Source organism: Sporosarcina sp. Marseille-Q4063 (assembly GCF_018309085.1).
Classification (GTDB): Bacteria; Bacillota; Bacilli; order Bacillales_A; family Planococcaceae; genus Sporosarcina.
This window is the reverse complement of the sequence record NZ_CP070502.1, coordinates 1,591,654-1,608,280: the sequence shown is the minus strand read 5'-3', so window position 1 is coordinate 1,608,280 and position 16,627 is coordinate 1,591,654. Positions and strand designations below refer to the sequence as shown.

The window sequence follows — 16,627 nt, the reverse complement described above, 5'->3', positions numbered from 1 at the left end:
CTATTGCTTCTGCCGGTATTTTTGTTTCCCTGAGGCTAAATATGGAAAATTCAAATGCTATGGTTTCATCTTTGAAGGTTCTATTGATATACTAGTGAAATCATATAAGCGTATCGAAACTTTAGGGTAACGAAAAGGTGGGATGAAAAATGGTGATTCCTAAGGAAGGAGAAACAATACAAGTACATAGTTATAAACATGATGGAAATATCCACCGCGTCTGGCAGGAAACAACCGTATTAAAAGGGACCCGCAATATTGTAATCGGCGGCAACGAACGGACACTTGTCACGGAAGCGGATGGACGAACGTGGGTAACACGGGAACCGTCAATTTGTTATTTCCATGCGGAGTATTGGTTTAATATTATTTGCATGCTTAGAGAAGATGGTGTTTATTATTACATTAATATGAGCTCTCCATTTGTTTACAATAACAAAACGCTGAAATATATCGATTACGATCTGGATGTAAAAGTATTTCCGGATATGAGTTACATGATTTTAGATGAAGATGAATATGAAGAACATAAAAAACAGATGAACTATCCAGATGTCATCGATCAAATATTGTACAATAATCTTGATAAATTATTGAGCTGGATAAAGCAACGACGCGGTCCGTTTGCTCCTGACTTCATTCAAGCATGGACGGCAAGATATGAATTTCAAAAGAAAATTCGGAGCAGTGAGAAACCGCCGCACAACGAATAAGCTTTCTTGTAGCTTGAGAAACCATAAAATTATGTACTGTGGATATCTTCTAACATAAAGATTTCACATCTAGCTCCAGGCGCCAGCCCCTCGGGTCATAAGCAATCCGGCTGGGAAGAATTGAACTGCATTCTTCCTCGGCAAAGATCGGCCACGTCGCCGGATTGCTTATGCCTGTCGGGGCTAGACGGGCGCCTTGCGCTTTTGTTCTAGTAGGAGGAAAATTGATGGGTGGCAGTATTAAACGTTATTTAAAATTTGTTAAGCCATACAAATGGTTGATATTACTAACTTTAGTCATAGGTATCATTAAGTTCGCTATACCGCTTTTCATGCCGCTATTAATGAAAATTGTCATTGATGATATTATCGGTTCAACAAGCTTATCAGCGCAGGAAGCAACGAAACAATTATTTTACTGGGTCGGAGGAACAATGTTGGTATTCTTTATCGTTCGTCCTCCAGTTGAGTACTACCGGCAATATTATGCTCAGTATGTGAGCAATAAAATCTTATATGATATTCGTGAAAACCTTTATTCACATTTACAAAAGCTTAGCCTGCGCTATTATTCGAATACGCGCGCAGGCGAAGTCATTTCACGTGTCATTAATGATGTTGAGCAAACAAGAAACTTCGTCATGATAGGACTCATGAACGTTTGGCTCGACTTGGCAACGATTCTTATTGCAGTTGGAATCATGTTGACGATGGATATTCCGCTAACAATCGTAACGCTTCTTGCATTTCCGTTTTACGGTTATAGCGTAAAGCATTTCTTTGGAAAACTGCGTATCTTGACTCGGAAACGATCACAGGCACTTGCGGACGTCCAAAGCTATTTACACGAACGCGTTTCAGGAGTCAGCGTTATCAAAAGTTTTGCCTTAGAAGATGTCGAGCAGGAACGATTCAATGAGACGAATGGAACTTTTTTAGAAAAGGCGATCGATCATACAAGATGGAATGCGAAAGCTTTTGCGGTTGTCAATACGATTACCGATGTTGCGCCGCTCCTCGTTATTGGATATGCCGGATACCAAGTCATTAACGGGAATCTTTCAGTTGGTACGATGGTTGCGTTTATCGCATTTATTGAGCGCGTATATAGTCCGCTTCGCAGACTCGTGAATTCCTCAACATCGCTGACACAATCATTTGCATCCATGGACCGCGTTTTTGAATTAATGGAAGAAAAGTACGACATAACAGATAAAGAGAATGCAGTTCCACTTCCTGAAATTAATGGCGAAATCGAGTTCGATAATGTCAGTTTCTCCTATGAGGAAAACGGAGAAGAAGTATTGAAAGGCATTAGTTTCAAAGCGAATCCCGGCGAAACAGTCGCATTCGTGGGGATGAGCGGTGGGGGGAAATCGACAATTGTCGGGTTGATCCCACGTTTTCATGATGTGAAAAATGGCGCGGTTCGAATCGATGGGTATGATATCCGAGATATTCAAGTGAAATCATTACGAGATCAAATCGGGATTGTCTTGCAAGACAGTATTTTATTTAGCGATTCCGTGAAAAGTAATATTTTAATGGGGAAACCCGATGCAACGGATGAAGAAGTCATTGCCGCTGCAGTTGCAGCAAATGCGCATGAATTCATCCAAGAACTTCCAGAAGGGTATGAAACGACTGTCGGCGAGCGCGGCGTTAAACTGTCAGGAGGTCAGAAACAACGCATAGCTATAGCGCGCGTATTCTTGAAAAATCCACCACTTCTTATTTTAGACGAAGCCACCTCGGCATTAGATCTTGAGAGTGAAGCACTCATTCAAGATTCACTAGAGGTTCTGGCGCATGAAAGAACAACACTTGTGGTCGCCCACAGATTATCGACCATTACGCATGCCGATAAGATTTTTGTAGTCGATGCAGGCGAAGTGAAAGAAATGGGTACACATAAGGAATTAATGAAACGAGAAGGAATTTATTTCGGTTTATTCCAAGTTCAACACATTTAAATTAGTAGACGTTATCGTCGTCCTTTTACGGGACTTCGATAACGTTTTTTTATTACAAAAAATAATAATATTAAATCTCTGTTGTAATATTATATATTATTAGTATAATTATCAATATATGAATTAATCAGAATACCAATATAGGATTAGAAAAGGGTGATCTGGTGGATGATCGAAAATCCGTTCTTCAAGTGAAAAACCTACAGACTACTTTTTTCACGGACTCAGGAGAAATACCGGCAGTGGATCGTATTGACTTTCATTTAAAAGAAGGAGAAGTTCTTGGCATTGTCGGAGAATCAGGTTGTGGAAAAAGTGTAACTTCGTTATCAATTATGGGACTGGTACCGAGCCCGCCTGGAAAGATTGTCGGTGGAGAAATATTATTTAATGACCGGGATTTGCTGAAAATGTCGGAAGCCCAAATGCGCCACGTGCGCGGAAACGATATAGCAATGATATTTCAAGAGCCGATGACTTCGTTAAATCCGCTCTTTACAATAGGCAATCAGCTAATTGAAGCTGTATTAATTCATGAAAAGAAATGGTCTAAGAAGAAAGCGACTGAAAGAGCAATCGAAATGCTGAAACTTGTGGGCTTACCTAGAGCCAGCGATTTAATGAAAGACTATCCCCATCAATTATCAGGAGGAATGAGACAGCGAGTCATGATTGCGATGGCGCTCGTTTGTGATCCGACCGTATTAATTGCGGATGAACCAACGACGGCGCTCGATGTTACCATTCAAGCGCAAATTTTAAAGTTGATGAAAGAATTGAATACGCGGTTAAATACTGCGGTTCTTCTCATTACGCATGACCTTGGCGTTGTCGCAGAAACTTGTGAACGCGTCATTGTTATGTATTCGGGTCAAATAATTGAAGAAGCGTCTGTTAAGACGATTTTTGAAAATCCCGAGCACCCGTACACGAAAGGGCTTATTCAATCGGTGCCGGATATAAGATATAAAAAGGACCGGCTTTATTCAATCGCTGGAAACGTACCGAAGCCGGGTACGATCGAGCGTGGATGCAGGTTTGCTGCACGTTGCGAGTTTGCATTCGAGCGTTGCTTACAAGAAGATCCTGAACTATACGAAACATCTACGGCTCATCAAACACGGTGCTTCCTATATGACAAAAAAGGAGCGGAAGCGCATGACAAAGCCTTTATTGAAAGTTGAACGTTTGAAAAAGTATTTTCCGATTAAAAAAGGCGTGCTTGGACGAGTTGCAGGCCAAATAAAAGCAGTAGATGATATATCCTTTTACGTGAATGAAGGCGAGACGCTAGGAATTGTCGGTGAATCGGGATGTGGTAAATCGACAACTGGCCGAATGCTCTTAAGACTACTTGAGCCAACAGAAGGCACGGTAGAGTTCGATGGGAAAGATATCACAACCCTATCCGCGGAAGAAATGCGGAAAACGCGGCGCGATATTCAAATGGTGTTTCAAGATCCCTATGCTTCCCTAAATCCAAGACATACTATCGAAAAAATATTAGGAGAACCATTATTGGTTCATGGCATGAAAAGCGCTAAGGCGCGAAATGCAAAAGTTCGTGAATTTTTAGAAGTCGTCGGATTAAGCGACTTTCATGCAAAACGGTACCCGCATCAGTTTAGCGGAGGTCAAAGACAGCGAATTGGAATCGCAAGAGCTCTTATGACAAATCCGAAACTAATTATTGCAGATGAACCGGTATCCGCGCTTGATGTATCAATCCAGGCGCAAGTCCTGAATTTAATGCAAGACTTGCAAAAAGAATTTAATTTAACTTATATTTTCATTGCCCACGATCTTGGAGTGGTTCGCCACATTAGTGATCGAGTGGGCGTTATGTATCTAGGGAAAATGGTAGAAGTTTCTGAGAGTGAAGACCTTTATGCAAAACCTCTCCATCCTTATACACAAGCCTTATTATCAGCAGTCCCGGTTCCAGATCCAGACTATGTAAAACAGGAAGTTTTTCTTGAAGGGGATATTCCAAATCCTGCGGATCCGCCAACTGGTTGCACATTCCACACAAGATGCCCGTTTAAGATGGACATCTGTACGCGGGATATTCCAAAGCTTATAGAAGTTGAAGAAGGTCATTCTGTTGCGTGCCATCTTTATCCAGATGGTACCGACAATGATATAAAAATAGACGGAGGGGTCATTAAATGAGAAAAGGCAAGTTGTGGTCGTTAGCGCTATTACTTCTCCTCGTTTTATCCATGGTTCTTGCAGCATGCGGGAACGATGATGGAGACAAAGGGAAAGAAGAAGATAGCGGAGATAAAGGGACAGAAACGGAAACAGAAACAGAAGGTAGCGGAGAAACATTAGTATTTGGACGCGGTGGAGATTCAACTTCACTCGACCCATCACGAGTTACTGAAGGTGAAACATTTAAAGTGACGGTGAATCTTTTTGAAACGCTTCTTAATTTCGGCGAACAAGACACGACGATTAACAAAGGTCTCGCTAAGGACTGGAGTACATCCGATGATGGTTTGACGTATACGTTTGAATTAGAGGAAGGTGTCAAATTCCATGATGACACAGACTTTAATGCGGATGCAGTCGTTAAAAACTTTGAAAGATGGGCAAACGGCGACGAGGAAATGTTCCCGTATTATGCCTCTATGTTTGGCGGATTTAAAGATGATGAGAGCCACGTCATTGAATCGGTCACGGCAGATGGCGATTACACAGTCGTTATTAAACTGAAAAGACCACAAGCGCCGTTCCTTAAAAACATCGCGATGGACATGTTTGCGATTGCAAGTCCAACCGCGTTTGAAAAAGGCGACAATGAATTTGCAAGAAATCCTGTTGGAACGGGTCCATTCCAATTTGTCGATTGGAAACCAAATGACTCAATCACAATTGAAAAATTCGATGGCTATTGGCAAGAAGGACTTCCGAAACTTGGAAAAGTCATTTTCTTATCAATTCCGGATAACTCAGCACGTCTGAACGCGCTACTTGCAGGCGATATCGATCTTGCTGACGGCATTAATCCTTCAGATGGTAAATCAATTGAAGATAGTGCTGATTTGCAATTATTCGAACGTCCATCGATGAACGTCGGATACCTCGGTTTAACTGTAACGCGTCCGCCGTTTGACAATAAATTAGTTCGTCAAGCGATGAACCATGCGATTGATAAGCAGACGATTATCGATTCATTCTTTGAAGGACGCGCTGATATTGCTGTAAACCCGATGCCGCCTTCAATTTCTGGATATAACGAAGATATTAAAGGCTATGATTACGACCCGGAAAAAGCGAAAGCGCTTTTGAAAGAGGCTGGCTTTGAAGATGGATTTGAAATGGAACTATGGGCAATGCCTGTTCCGCGCCCATACATGCCAGACGGTGAAAAGGTTGCTGAAGTTATTCAGAAAAACCTAGAGGATATTGGCGTTAAAGCGAAAATTGTTTCCCATGAATGGGCAACATACCTAGAGCTTGCTAGTAAAGGAGACGCAGATGCGTTTATGCTCGGCTGGACTGGGGATAACGGGGATGCGGATAACTTCATGTATGTATTACTAGATGAAGATAATATTGGAAGTAACAATTACACGTACTTTAAAAATGATGAAATGCACGATTTATTCATTGAAGCACAATCAGAAGTCGATGAAGATAAACGTATCGAGCTTTATGAAAAAGCACAGGAAATCATTCACGAAGAAGCACCGTGGGTACCGCTTGCACACTCGACGCCACTTCTCGGAGCGGCTAAAGAGTTAACAGGTTTCAAGGCTCACCCAACTGGTTCGGATATCCTGAAGCATGTAGATTTTAAGTAATTGATGAAAAGAGGGAGGGTCTGTTGGATTCTCCCCTTTTTTATTCCAATTAATTGTACATATAAATAAAAATCCAAGCTATTCAGTCGAAGGGGTGAATCGTTTGCTGAACTATATAGGGAAAAGGTTGCTGCATCTAATCCCAGTCTTGCTGGGGATGACATTTATCGTGTTTATGATTATCCGAGCGATTCCGGGTAATCCAGCACAAATGATCCTTGGCCAACAGGCGACAAAGGAAGCTGTCGAAGCGTTGACGGTGAAACTTGGACTTGATAATCCATGGTATATCCAATATTTTAAATACCTCGGTGCCATATTCAAAGGGGACTTGGGCGAATCAATGAGAACCCATGCACCCGTAGCTGATGAAATATGGCCATATTTAGCAGCCACTGCTGAACTCGCGGTCTTTGCGATCATCATTGCAATCGTTGTTGGGATTAATGCAGGAATCATTTCCGCATGGTTTCAAAATTCTTGGTTTGATTACACAGCTATGGTTCTCGCGCTGGTTGGTGTTTCGATGCCGATTTTTTGGCTGGGTCTCATGGAACAGTGGTTATTTTCATTGGAGCTAGGTTGGTTGCCAACAACAGGTCGGATGCAAGTTCGGGATCCAGTGGCATCGATAACGAATTTATATGTAATTGATACGATAATAGCCGGACGTTTCGACCAACTTTGGCAGGTTATTCGCCATTTGATTTTACCGGGTGTTGCGTTAGCAACGATACCCATGGCGATAATTGCTCGAATGACAAGATCAAGCATGCTCGAAGTGATGCGTTCCGATTATATTCGCACGGCGCGGGCTAAAGGACAAAAAATGTTTTGGGTCGTCTACAAACACGCGCTTAAAAACGCTATTATCCCAGTATTGACGATTATCGGGTTGCAAATGGGGATGCTTCTCGGTGGCGCAATATTAACCGAAACAATTTTTGCTTGGCCGGGGGTAGGAAGATACATTTACGATGCAATTGGATATCGAGATTATCCTGTAATTCAGTCGGGCATTTTAATCATTGCATTTTTCTTTGTCATGATAAATTTATTCGTCGATTTATTGTACAGCTTCATTGACCCAAGGATTAAATATGATTAAGGAAGGGGGAAGTCGCGATGTCTGAACTATTACCAAAAGTAGATGGTATAGCCGAAGCTGAAATTGGGCGAACGGCCGGGCCATGGCGTGAAGCGTGGAAGGGTTTCAGGAAAAGTAAAGTAGCGGTTGTCGGCATGGTAATCGTATTTTTCTTTATAGTCGTTGCGATTGTCGGACCGTTTATCGCAAAAGAAGGCATAAATGAACAGTTTATGGCCGATCGTCTTCTACCTCCTTCGTCAGAATATTGGCTTGGGACAGATGACTTTGGACGCGATATATTATCTAGAATAATTCACGGAGCGCGTATTTCATTATGGGTCGGTTTCTTTTCAGTAATCGGGTCGGTCGTGATAGGAAGCACCCTTGGTATAATCGCTGGCTATTATGGGCGTTGGGTGGATACAATCATTTCAAGAATCTTTGATATTATGCTAGCTTTCCCGTCTATTCTGCTAGCGATTGCAATTGTATCGGTGCTAGGTCCATCCTTGCAAAATGCGCTTATCGCAATTGCAATTATAAACGTGCCGAATTTTGGACGTTTAATTCGCTCGAAAGTGCTTAGTATAAAGGAAGATGAATACATTACCGCGGCCAAAGGAGTAGGCATGAAAGATGCGCGAATTTTATTTTCGCATATATTGCCGAATTCGATGGCGCCGGTAATTGTTCAAGGAACATTAGCCATTGCGACTGCAATCCTAGAAGCTGCTGCACTTGGATTTCTCGGACTTGGTGCTGCGGCGCCAGAACCCGAGTGGGGAAAGATACTCGCTGACTCGAAAAATTACCTTCAATCGGCACCATGGACAATGATATTCCCGGGACTCGCAATCATGCTCACCGTTCTCGGTTTCAACTTAATGGGGGACGGATTGCGCAATGCAATGGACCCGAGGATGAAAAACTAAAAAATCCCGCACATCGAATTCACTCGATGTGCGGGATTCTCATTTTTAGTAACTTTCTTCGTTAAAATCGACATTTATTTTGACTTTATGGTGCTTGTGAATCGAGACGATTAACATATCCAGATGTTCTAGCTGCTCTTCGTAGTTCAAGATAGCAGAAAGAACGTGAAGTAGATGGTAGGATGAAAATTCTTCTTGTTCCTTGGTGAGTGCGATTTCTTTCGCGAAAATCTCCAAAACTTCATGTCTCTGGATGTAATCTTCATTATTATCAGAAGACATGCTTTCAGGTTTTAACTTGCCAACAAATTTGAGGTGCAACTGTTCATGGTAGGTCAAAAGCGCATCAAGTCGTTCTTGCACCATCATTCGAAATTGCTCCGGCAAGTCGATGAGTTCATTTTCATATTTATGAATTCGTTGGAGTACTTCATAACTTCGTCTAGACGCCGCAATCATCTGGCGATAAACAACAAGCTTTCTTCCTTTGGATCTCGAGATTTTTTTGAAATAGCTACGTTCCTCTTTATAAAATAGAAACGTCTGCTCAATTGTAGAGAGTCTTTCTTTTATCGTCTTCAGCGCCATTTTCGTTGAAATGTGATCTGAAGTTTGCCTTCCAGTAATGCGAGTCCATCGAATAATTTCATCTTGTGTCTGATTAATCGATTGGAACAACTTTGTTTCATATTTAGGCGGTAGAAATAGCAGATTGACTAAAAATGCTGCAAAGACACCTACGAAAAATGTTGTAAATCTTAATATGGCATAGGTCAGAAATTCATCGTTCCTAATTTCCATAATGGCAATCATCATTACGAGCGCCATTGAAATGGATGTTTCAAGCTTTAATTTATTCATAATCAAAATAATGATCACCGCGGCTAACCCGATGACAACAAGTTGATGTCCGAAAATAAGTACAAATATGATTGCGATAACCGCGCCAATGACGTTACCTTGAACCTGCTCCACGATTCTTAAATAGGATCGGTAAATAGAAGGCTGAATCGCAAAAATTGCAGCGATTCCCGCGAATACTGTTTGCGGAAGCTGGAGTAATTCGGCTATGAACAACGCCAACACAATCGCAACACCGGTTTTAATAATGCGGGCACCAAGTCTCATGGAAATCTCCCTTTCTTAGTGGACAGTATTTTTCGCTAATTTACCCGATCAATTATTCAGGGTAGCTGCAAGCTCCTCAAATGATTTATCAACCGCAGTAATTGTTTCATTAATGATGGATTCTGTATGAGCTGTCGTTAAAAACCATGCTTCATACTTAGAAGGGGCAATGTTTATTCCATTTTTTAATAACAACTTGAAAAACTTCCCGAATACATCGCCGTCTGTTGCTTCAGCTTGTTCGTAGTTTTCAACTTTCACATCAGTGAAGAACAATGTAAGCGCTCCTCCCAGACGATTCGTTGTCAATGTAATTCCGTGCTTTTTAGCGGATGCTACAATTCCTTCTTCAAGTATTGCCCCAAGTCGATCCATTTCATCGTAAATTCCTGGTTCTTGCAACACTTCCAGACAAGCAATTCCAGAAAGCATGGATGCTGGATTTCCGGCCATCGTTCCCGCTTGATAAGCAGGCCCCAATGGTGCAACTTGATCCATAATTTCTTTTCGGCCGCCGTATGCGCCAATCGGCAAACCCCCGCCAATAATTTTACCTAATGCGGTTAAATCGGGCGTCAAGCCAAGCATATCCTGGGCGCCGCCGTAGTGGAATCGAAATGCTGTAATTACTTCATCATAAACAGTAAGCGCACCATGTTGTGAAGCTAAATCATGCACAAGTTCCAAAAATCCTTCATTCGGTTCAACGATTCCAAAATTTCCTACAATCGGTTCGATGAGAATACATGCAATTTCATCTCCCCATTTCGCCATTGCTTCTTTATAAGCTTCAGGATTGTTGAATGGAATTGTAATGACTTCTTCCGCGATTGACTTTGGTACACCTGCAGAGTCTGGAGTTCCTAATGTTGCTGGGCCGGAACCCGCCGCAACAAGGACGAGGTCAGAATGTCCGTGATAGCATCCAGCGAATTTCATTATTTTTGTTCGCCCTGTGTAAGCGCGAGATACGCGAATGGTTGTCATGACGGCTTCCGTGCCTGAATTCACAAAACGAACTTTATCCATTTTAGGCATTGCTTCCTTCAGCATTTTAGCAAACTTAACTTCATGTTGTGTCGGCGTACCATATAAAACACCGGTTTCAGCTGCATGCGTAATCGCTTTTGTAATATGAGGGTGCGCATGACCTGTAATAATCGGACCATATGCAGCTAGGTAGTCGATGTATTTATTCCCATCTACATCCCAAAAGTATGCACCTTCCGCGCGATCCATGACAGTTGGAGAGCCCCCGCCAACTGCATGATAACCTCTTGATGGACTATTAACCCCACCTACGATATGTTCAGTTGCTTCGTTATAGATTGTTTCTGACTTTGTTCTGATCATTATATTTCCTCCGTTCGTGTCATTCCTTTCTATTCTAAACAAAATTCACTTGATACGCCAAAGAAATTGAAAGTGAATGAAGCGTCAAGTACCATTAAGTAGAACGAAAGTATTTGATTGGCCTGTACCTAAATTATAATGGAGGAATCGTTAATGACAAACCTTGAAGGAAAACAAGCACCACAATTTACACTGCGCAATGAAAATGGCGACAATGTATCACTCGCTGATTTTGCAGGAGAAAAATACGTTGTTTTATATTTTTATCCGAAAGATGCAACACCTGGATGTACAACACAAGCTTGCGATTTTCGAGATTCGTATGAGGACTTCAGTAAATTGAACGCGGTTATTCTGGGAGTAAGTCCAGACGATGAGGCTTCTCATACAAAGTTTATCGAAAATAAAGGATTACCATTCTCGCTTTTAGTCGATGACAATCATGAAGTCTCGGAAAAATATGGCGTTTGGAAGTTAAAGAAGAACTTCGGACGTGAATACATGGGGATTGAACGATCTACTTTTCTGATTAACCCTGAAGGGGAAGTTGTAAAAGAGTGGCGTAAAGTAAGAGTGAAAGGCCATATTGATGACGCATTAACAACTTTACAGGAAATCACAAAAGCTTAAGTTCTAGGGGGAACGAATGATGGAGATATTGTTTACGTTTAAAATAAAAAAACATGATGAGTTAGCATTAATCGATGAGTTTCCATCAGCTTCAATTCATTTTGACGGATCGATTGATGATAAAGAAGTTGAAACGGCAGATGTTATTGTGACTTACGGCGTCAATATTGATGAAGCGGTTTTAAAACGAGCAAAATCGCTTAAGTGGCTGATGATTGCATCTGCCGGTGTTGAAAAAATGCCGCTGCTTGAAATAGCTAAACGAAATATATTGATAACAAATGTACGTGGTATCCATAAGACGCCAATGGCCGAATCGGTTCTCGCGCATATCTTGGCGTTGAAACGATCCATTCCCGAAATATATGCAATTCAAGAGACGAAAAAATGGGCAACTAAATTTAATTCAACTGAACTTAGAGGAAGTACAGCACTTATTTTGGGGCCAGGAGCAATCGGTTCTGAGATTGGTCGATTATTGCAAGCATTTGGGGTAAAGACAATAGGATGTAATCGCACAGGTCGAAGTGTGGATTCAATGGATGAGGTTATAAGTTTTAATGAATTACTGAGCAATTTGCCTGTAGCCGATTATGTCATATCAGTTTTACCAAGTACGCCGGAAACGAAAGGACTTTTAACTGCCGAACACCTGGAAGCAATGAAGGACACTGCGGTGTTCATGAATTTCGGACGCGGTGACCTCATAAATGAAGATGTTCTTGTAACAGCATTAAAGAACAGCGTGATTGGGCATGCGGTACTGGATGTATTTGAAAAAGAACCATTACCAGAAAGTCATGAATTTTGGACGCTTCCGAATTGCACCGTCTCACCGCATGTTTCGGCCAAGTCTGGAAAGTATATTGAAAGGTCGCTTGTAGTATTCAAAAAGAACTTAAAGATATGGATTGAGAATGAAGAGGATTTTATCAATGTAATTAATCCGGAGTCGGGCTACTAAGAAAAGGATAGGCATCGCTTTAGTTGACAAATACAGTCCTATTTCGGTAAACTAATTGTAATGATTACAAAGTAAGAATCTTTATAGGATTGAGGTGCATAGCGATGTCTGATGTCACGTTGAGAGGCGCGCTGGACACGTTGAAAGAAAATGGAGTACGAATTACTCCGCAAAGGCATGCCATTTTAGAATATCTCGTTACTTCTAAGTCACATCCGACGGCCGATGAAATATATAAATCACTTGCAAGTACCTTCCCTAATATGAGTGTTGCAACGGTTTACAACAATCTTCGTGTGTTTCAAGGGGTTAATCTTATAACAGAGCTACCTTATGGTGACTCTTCAAGTCGTTTTGATTTTGTGACACACGATCATTATCACATCATTTGTACTGAATGCGATAAGATAGTAGATTTTCATTATCCGGGTCTAGAGGAAGTTGAACATCTTGCTTCCCATGTAACTGGTTTTCAAGTCAATGCCCATCGGATGGAAGTATACGGAACTTGTCCAATATGTGCAGAAAATAATTAAAAAACATCCAGCAAGCCTTCTCAGTAGAAGTCTTGCTGGATGCTTTTTTTATTTGATTTACTTTTTGTTAGGTCGGTTATACGTTTCGTCAAATTCCTTACCCTCTAGAGAAGGGTCAAGTGTAAGTGGTTCACGACAATGACCGCACATGTCAACTCGGCCAAGCATCTTCGTTTGCCCGCCGCAATTTGGACAAACAATTTGAACGGCCCGGGTGGATAAGGTTCCAATCCATGCATACACAATCGTGCTTGCAAGAATTGCGAGAACGCCAAGCAACATAAAGATAATCATAACGATTTCATTTTTTCTGAAGAAGATACCCAGATACATAATGACTACGCCTATGAATATGAGTGCAAGAGCAAATGATCTAATTCGATTTATTTTATTTTTATATGGTTTCATCGACAGTTTCCTCCTTAGTACATCCTCAATTACTATAGCATAAATTTATTTCAGACGAAATTTTTGATGCTTGAAAAAAGGATATAGTTAAAGATTGTCGAAAGTTAAACTGCAGGGAGGTTATGAGAGTGGAACAAGTATTAAGATCAATATACCAAGAACGAGCAAGTGATCCCGAAACACTCGGCGTCATTCTCGTAGAAAAAAGAAGAGAAGGGGATCCGATAACAGATATGTTTGACGCGATTCTCCTAATTATCACGGCTGATGATGAAATTCCCATTTATACAAAGCATTACACGTCAAGTTCGGGTATAGCTGCAATGCATGTCATTAGTGAGAACCAATTACAAAAATGGATATTGGTTGGTACTCAGAGGAAAGTGGTGGATTGGCTTTTTTACGGCAAGATTTATTTTGATCGCAATGAATATGTTGAGAAACTAAAAAGAGAATTACTAGAATATCCGTTCATTGGCAGAAAGATAAAGATGGGAATTGAGTTATCTAGACTTATTAGAGCTTATATAGAAGGAAAGACTTTTTATGAACATGAAAACTATATGGATGCCTATAATCATGTCGTTAACTCATTGCATTATCTTGCTAGATTAGCAATCATTGAAAAGGGAATCTCGCCAGAAGTCACGGTATGGTCCCAAGTTAAAAAAATAGACCCGGCAATTTATAAGCTCTATGAAGAATTGATTACGAGCGATGAACCTTTACAAAAACGACTTGAACTTCTGTTTCTTGCAAGTGAATTTTTTATTCATAACAGAACAGCGGATGGTGCCCAACATATATTAGAAGTTATGGCTTCCAAAGAAAGCTGGGAAATCCAAGAGCTTCATGAACATGAAGAATTACGTGTATACTCAATTGAATTAGAGGTATTCATTGAGTTTCTAGTTGAAAAAGGTTTTATTAAAGTAATAGAGAGCATGTCTAAAAATGAACTGATTAAGCATCGGGAATATCAAGTGATGTGAGAATGGAATACTTTAATGGAGCAACTTATCAATGCTCCATTAAATTTATGTTGACATCCTAGGTCATATCGTGTTATTCTATTGTTTGTCGCTTGAAAGGGAACTTCGAACTAAACGTTTGAAAACGTTGTTGAAAATAGTTCTTGACTCTTTTGGACAGAGGTGTTATATTAGAGAAGTCGCTTTAAGAGGACGTCACGAATTAACGTCAAGTAAAATAGATTAGCTTTTAATTTATGAAATAATGAACCTTGAAAACTGAACAGCAAAACGTCAAGATATAACGTTTCGTTAAATCGAAACAAAAACGAATCTTCGGATTCGGAGTCAGCAAAATGAAACTCGAGCTATTCAAGTTTCTCTATTATGGAGAGTTTGATCCTGGCTCAGGACGAACGCTGGCGGCATGCCTAATACATGCAAGTCGAGCGAACAGGGAAGAAACTTGTTTCTTCTTTGTTAGCGGCGGATGGGTGAGTAACACGTGGGCAACCTGCCCTGCAGATGGGGATAACTCCGGGAAACCGGGGCTAATACCGAATAATCAGTTTGTTCGCATGAACAAACTCTGAAAGACGGCTTACGCTGTCACTGCAGGATGGGCCCGCGGCGCATTAGCTAGTTGGTGGGATAACGGCCTACCAAGGCGACGATGCGTAGCCGACCTGAGAGGGTGATCGGCCACACTGGGACTGAGACACGGCCCAGACTCCTACGGGAGGCAGCAGTAGGGAATCTTCCACAATGGACGAAAGTCTGATGGAGCAATGCCGCGTGAGTGAAGAAGGTTTTCGGATCGTAAAACTCTGTTGTGAGGGAAGAACAAGTACGGGAGTAACTGCCCGTACCTTGACGGTACCTCATTAGAAAGCCACGGCTAACTACGTGCCAGCAGCCGCGGTAATACGTAGGTGGCAAGCGTTGTCCGGAATTATTGGGCGTAAAGCGCGCGCAGGCGGCCTTTTAAGTCTGATGTGAAAGCCCACGGCTCAACCGTGGAAGGTCATTGGAAACTGAAAGGCTTGAGTACAGAAGAGGAAAGCGGAATTCCACGTGTAGCGGTGAAATGCGTAGAGATGTGGAGGAACACCAGTGGCGAAGGCGGCTTTCTGGTCTGTAACTGACGCTGAGGCGCGAAAGCGTGGGGAGCAAACAGGATTAGATACCCTGGTAGTCCACGCCGTAAACGATGAGTGCTAAGTGTTAGGGGGTTTCCGCCCCTTAGTGCTGGAGCAAACGCATTAAGCACTCCGCCTGGGGAGTACGGCCGCAAGGCTGAAACTCAAAGGAATTGACGGGGACCCGCACAAGCGGTGGAGCATGTGGTTTAATTCGAAGCTACGCGAAGAACCTTACCAGGTCTTGACATCCCGCTGCCCGGCATAGAGATATGCTTTTCCCTTCGGGGACAGCGGTGACAGGTGGTGCATGGTTGTCGTCAGCTCGTGTCGTGAGATGTTGGGTTAAGTCCCGCAACGAGCGCAACCCTTAACCTTAGTTGCCAGCATTCAGTTGGGCACTCTAAGGTGACTGCCGGTGATAAACCGGAGGAAGGTGGGGATGACGTCAAATCATCATGCCCCTTATGACCTGGGCTACACACGTGCTACAATGGACGGTACAGAGGGTTGCCAACCCGCGAGGGGGAGCTAATCCCATAAAACCGTTCCCAGTTCGGATTGCAGGCTGCAACTCGCCTGCATGAAGCCGGAATCGCTAGTAATCGTGGATCAGCATGCCACGGTGAATACGTTCCCGGGTCTTGTACACACCGCCCGTCACACCACGAGAGTTTGTAACACCCGAAGTCGGTGAGGTAACCCTTTTGGGAGCCAGCCGCCGAAGGTGGGACAGATGATTGGGGTGAAGTCGTAACAAGGTAGCCGTATCGGAAGGTGCGGCTGGATCACCTCCTTTCTAAGGATTATGTTCGAAAGCGAAAACACTTCGTGTTTGACCTTTCAACATTCGGAATGCAGATTCTATCTGCAAGGTTCTTTTAGCAATTATTCAACTGCGTTGAAATAATCTTGCTAAAAAACCCACTTGACGTTTTGCGTTCAGTTTTGAAGGCTCATTATGGTTACCTAACCAGCTAT

Annotated in this window: 14 protein-coding genes and 1 rRNA gene; 12 read left to right on the top strand and 3 right to left on the bottom strand. The window is 42.1% G+C overall.

Going from position 1 to position 16,627, the window contains the following annotated elements:
- Nucleotides 1–149: 149 nt before the first annotated feature.
- From JSQ81_RS08295 to JSQ81_RS08265, 7 genes are all read left to right on the top strand, one after another.
- Nucleotides 150–713: a nucleoside tri-diphosphate phosphatase gene (locus JSQ81_RS08295; RefSeq protein ID WP_212607160.1), complete on the top strand. Its 564-nt coding sequence runs from the start codon at nt 150–152 to the stop codon at nt 711–713.
- A gap of 227 nt (nt 714–940) precedes the next feature.
- Nucleotides 941–2,686, top strand: a complete 1,746-nt coding sequence (locus JSQ81_RS08290; protein ID WP_212607159.1) for an ABC transporter ATP-binding protein — start codon at nt 941–943, stop codon at nt 2,684–2,686.
- A gap of 164 nt (nt 2,687–2,850) precedes the next feature.
- The gene (locus tag JSQ81_RS08285) at nt 2,851–3,870 is read left to right on the top strand and encodes an ABC transporter ATP-binding protein (RefSeq protein ID WP_212607158.1); all 1,020 of its coding nucleotides are present in this window, start codon (nt 2,851–2,853) and stop codon (nt 3,868–3,870) included.
- Nucleotides 3,845–4,858, top strand: coding sequence for an ABC transporter ATP-binding protein (locus JSQ81_RS08280; protein WP_212607157.1), 1,014 nt, complete (start codon nt 3,845–3,847; stop codon nt 4,856–4,858). The genes JSQ81_RS08285 and JSQ81_RS08280 overlap by 26 nt, the downstream gene beginning before the upstream one ends.
- Nucleotides 4,855–6,495, top strand: a complete 1,641-nt coding sequence (locus JSQ81_RS08275; protein ID WP_212607156.1) for an ABC transporter substrate-binding protein — start codon at nt 4,855–4,857, stop codon at nt 6,493–6,495. Before JSQ81_RS08280 ends, JSQ81_RS08275 begins: the two co-directional genes overlap by 4 nt.
- 103 nt (nt 6,496–6,598) lie before the next feature.
- Nucleotides 6,599–7,603, top strand: coding sequence for an ABC transporter permease (locus tag JSQ81_RS08270; protein ID WP_212607155.1), 1,005 nt, complete (start codon nt 6,599–6,601; stop codon nt 7,601–7,603).
- Nucleotides 7,604–7,620: 17 nt separating this feature from the next.
- Nucleotides 7,621–8,517, top strand: coding sequence for an ABC transporter permease (locus JSQ81_RS08265; RefSeq protein ID WP_212607154.1), 897 nt, complete (start codon nt 7,621–7,623; stop codon nt 8,515–8,517).
- Between the two features lie 45 nt (nt 8,518–8,562).
- On the opposite strand, the gene JSQ81_RS08260 is transcribed toward JSQ81_RS08265, so the two are convergent.
- Together JSQ81_RS08260 and JSQ81_RS08255 are read right to left on the bottom strand one after the other, a co-directional pair.
- Complete coding sequence (locus tag JSQ81_RS08260; protein WP_212607153.1) at nt 8,563–9,645, bottom strand: FUSC family protein; 1,083 nt, start codon at nt 9,643–9,645, stop codon at nt 8,563–8,565.
- A 48-nt stretch (nt 9,646–9,693) separates the two neighbouring features.
- Nucleotides 9,694–10,998, bottom strand: a complete 1,305-nt coding sequence (locus JSQ81_RS08255; protein ID WP_212607152.1) for a glutamate-1-semialdehyde 2,1-aminomutase — start codon at nt 10,996–10,998, stop codon at nt 9,694–9,696.
- 153 nt (nt 10,999–11,151) lie between these two features.
- Between JSQ81_RS08255 and bcp the strand changes: the two genes are divergently transcribed.
- The 3 genes from bcp (at nt 11,152) to perR (ending at nt 13,128) form a co-directional block, all read left to right on the top strand.
- Entirely contained in the window at nt 11,152–11,628 is a 477-nt protein-coding gene (gene bcp / locus JSQ81_RS08250; RefSeq protein ID WP_212607151.1) for a thioredoxin-dependent thiol peroxidase, read from the top strand.
- Between the two features lie 19 nt (nt 11,629–11,647).
- Complete coding sequence (locus JSQ81_RS08245) at nt 11,648–12,592, top strand: D-2-hydroxyacid dehydrogenase (protein ID WP_212607150.1); 945 nt, start codon at nt 11,648–11,650, stop codon at nt 12,590–12,592.
- A gap of 104 nt (nt 12,593–12,696) precedes the next feature.
- On the top strand, nt 12,697–13,128 hold the full coding sequence (gene perR, locus JSQ81_RS08240) for a peroxide-responsive transcriptional repressor PerR (RefSeq protein WP_212607149.1): 432 nt from the start codon (nt 12,697–12,699) through the stop codon (nt 13,126–13,128).
- A gap of 57 nt (nt 13,129–13,185) precedes the next feature.
- Here perR and JSQ81_RS08235 read toward each other — a convergent pair whose 3' ends face one another.
- Nucleotides 13,186–13,536 carry a YgzB family protein gene (locus JSQ81_RS08235; protein ID WP_212607148.1) on the bottom strand — a complete coding sequence of 117 codons (351 nt, stop codon included), beginning with the start codon at nt 13,534–13,536 and terminating at the stop codon, nt 13,186–13,188.
- Between the two features lie 128 nt (nt 13,537–13,664).
- Between JSQ81_RS08235 and JSQ81_RS08230 the strand changes: the two genes are divergently transcribed.
- Nucleotides 13,665–14,528, top strand: coding sequence for a nucleotidyltransferase-like protein (locus JSQ81_RS08230; protein WP_212607147.1), 864 nt, complete (start codon nt 13,665–13,667; stop codon nt 14,526–14,528).
- Nucleotides 14,529–14,891: 363 nt separating this feature from the next.
- A 16S ribosomal RNA gene (locus JSQ81_RS08225) occupies nt 14,892–16,445 on the top strand.
- The last annotated feature ends 182 nt before the right edge of the window (nt 16,446–16,627 follow it).

Bases quoted from the DNA above. Each gene is read 5' to 3' on its own strand.
- JSQ81_RS08295 (WP_212607160.1), top strand. From the start codon at position 150: ATGGTGATTCCTAAGGAAGGAGAAACAATACAAGTACATAGTTATAAA.
- JSQ81_RS08290 (WP_212607159.1), top strand. From the start codon at position 941: ATGGGTGGCAGTATTAAACGTTATTTAAAATTTGTTAAGCCATACAAA.
- JSQ81_RS08280 (WP_212607157.1), top strand. From the start codon at position 3,845: ATGACAAAGCCTTTATTGAAAGTTGAACGTTTGAAAAAGTATTTTCCG.
- JSQ81_RS08275 (WP_212607156.1), top strand. From the start codon at position 4,855: ATGAGAAAAGGCAAGTTGTGGTCGTTAGCGCTATTACTTCTCCTCGTT.
- JSQ81_RS08265 (WP_212607154.1), top strand. From the start codon at position 7,621: ATGTCTGAACTATTACCAAAAGTAGATGGTATAGCCGAAGCTGAAATT.
- JSQ81_RS08260 (WP_212607153.1), bottom strand. From the start codon at position 9,645: ATGAGACTTGGTGCCCGCATTATTAAAACCGGTGTTGCGATTGTGTTG.
- JSQ81_RS08255 (WP_212607152.1), bottom strand. From the start codon at position 10,998: ATGATCAGAACAAAGTCAGAAACAATCTATAACGAAGCAACTGAACAT.
- bcp (WP_212607151.1), top strand. From the start codon at position 11,152: ATGACAAACCTTGAAGGAAAACAAGCACCACAATTTACACTGCGCAAT.
- JSQ81_RS08245 (WP_212607150.1), top strand. From the start codon at position 11,648: ATGGAGATATTGTTTACGTTTAAAATAAAAAAACATGATGAGTTAGCA.
- perR (WP_212607149.1), top strand. From the start codon at position 12,697: ATGTCTGATGTCACGTTGAGAGGCGCGCTGGACACGTTGAAAGAAAAT.
- JSQ81_RS08235 (WP_212607148.1), bottom strand. From the start codon at position 13,536: ATGAAACCATATAAAAATAAAATAAATCGAATTAGATCATTTGCTCTT.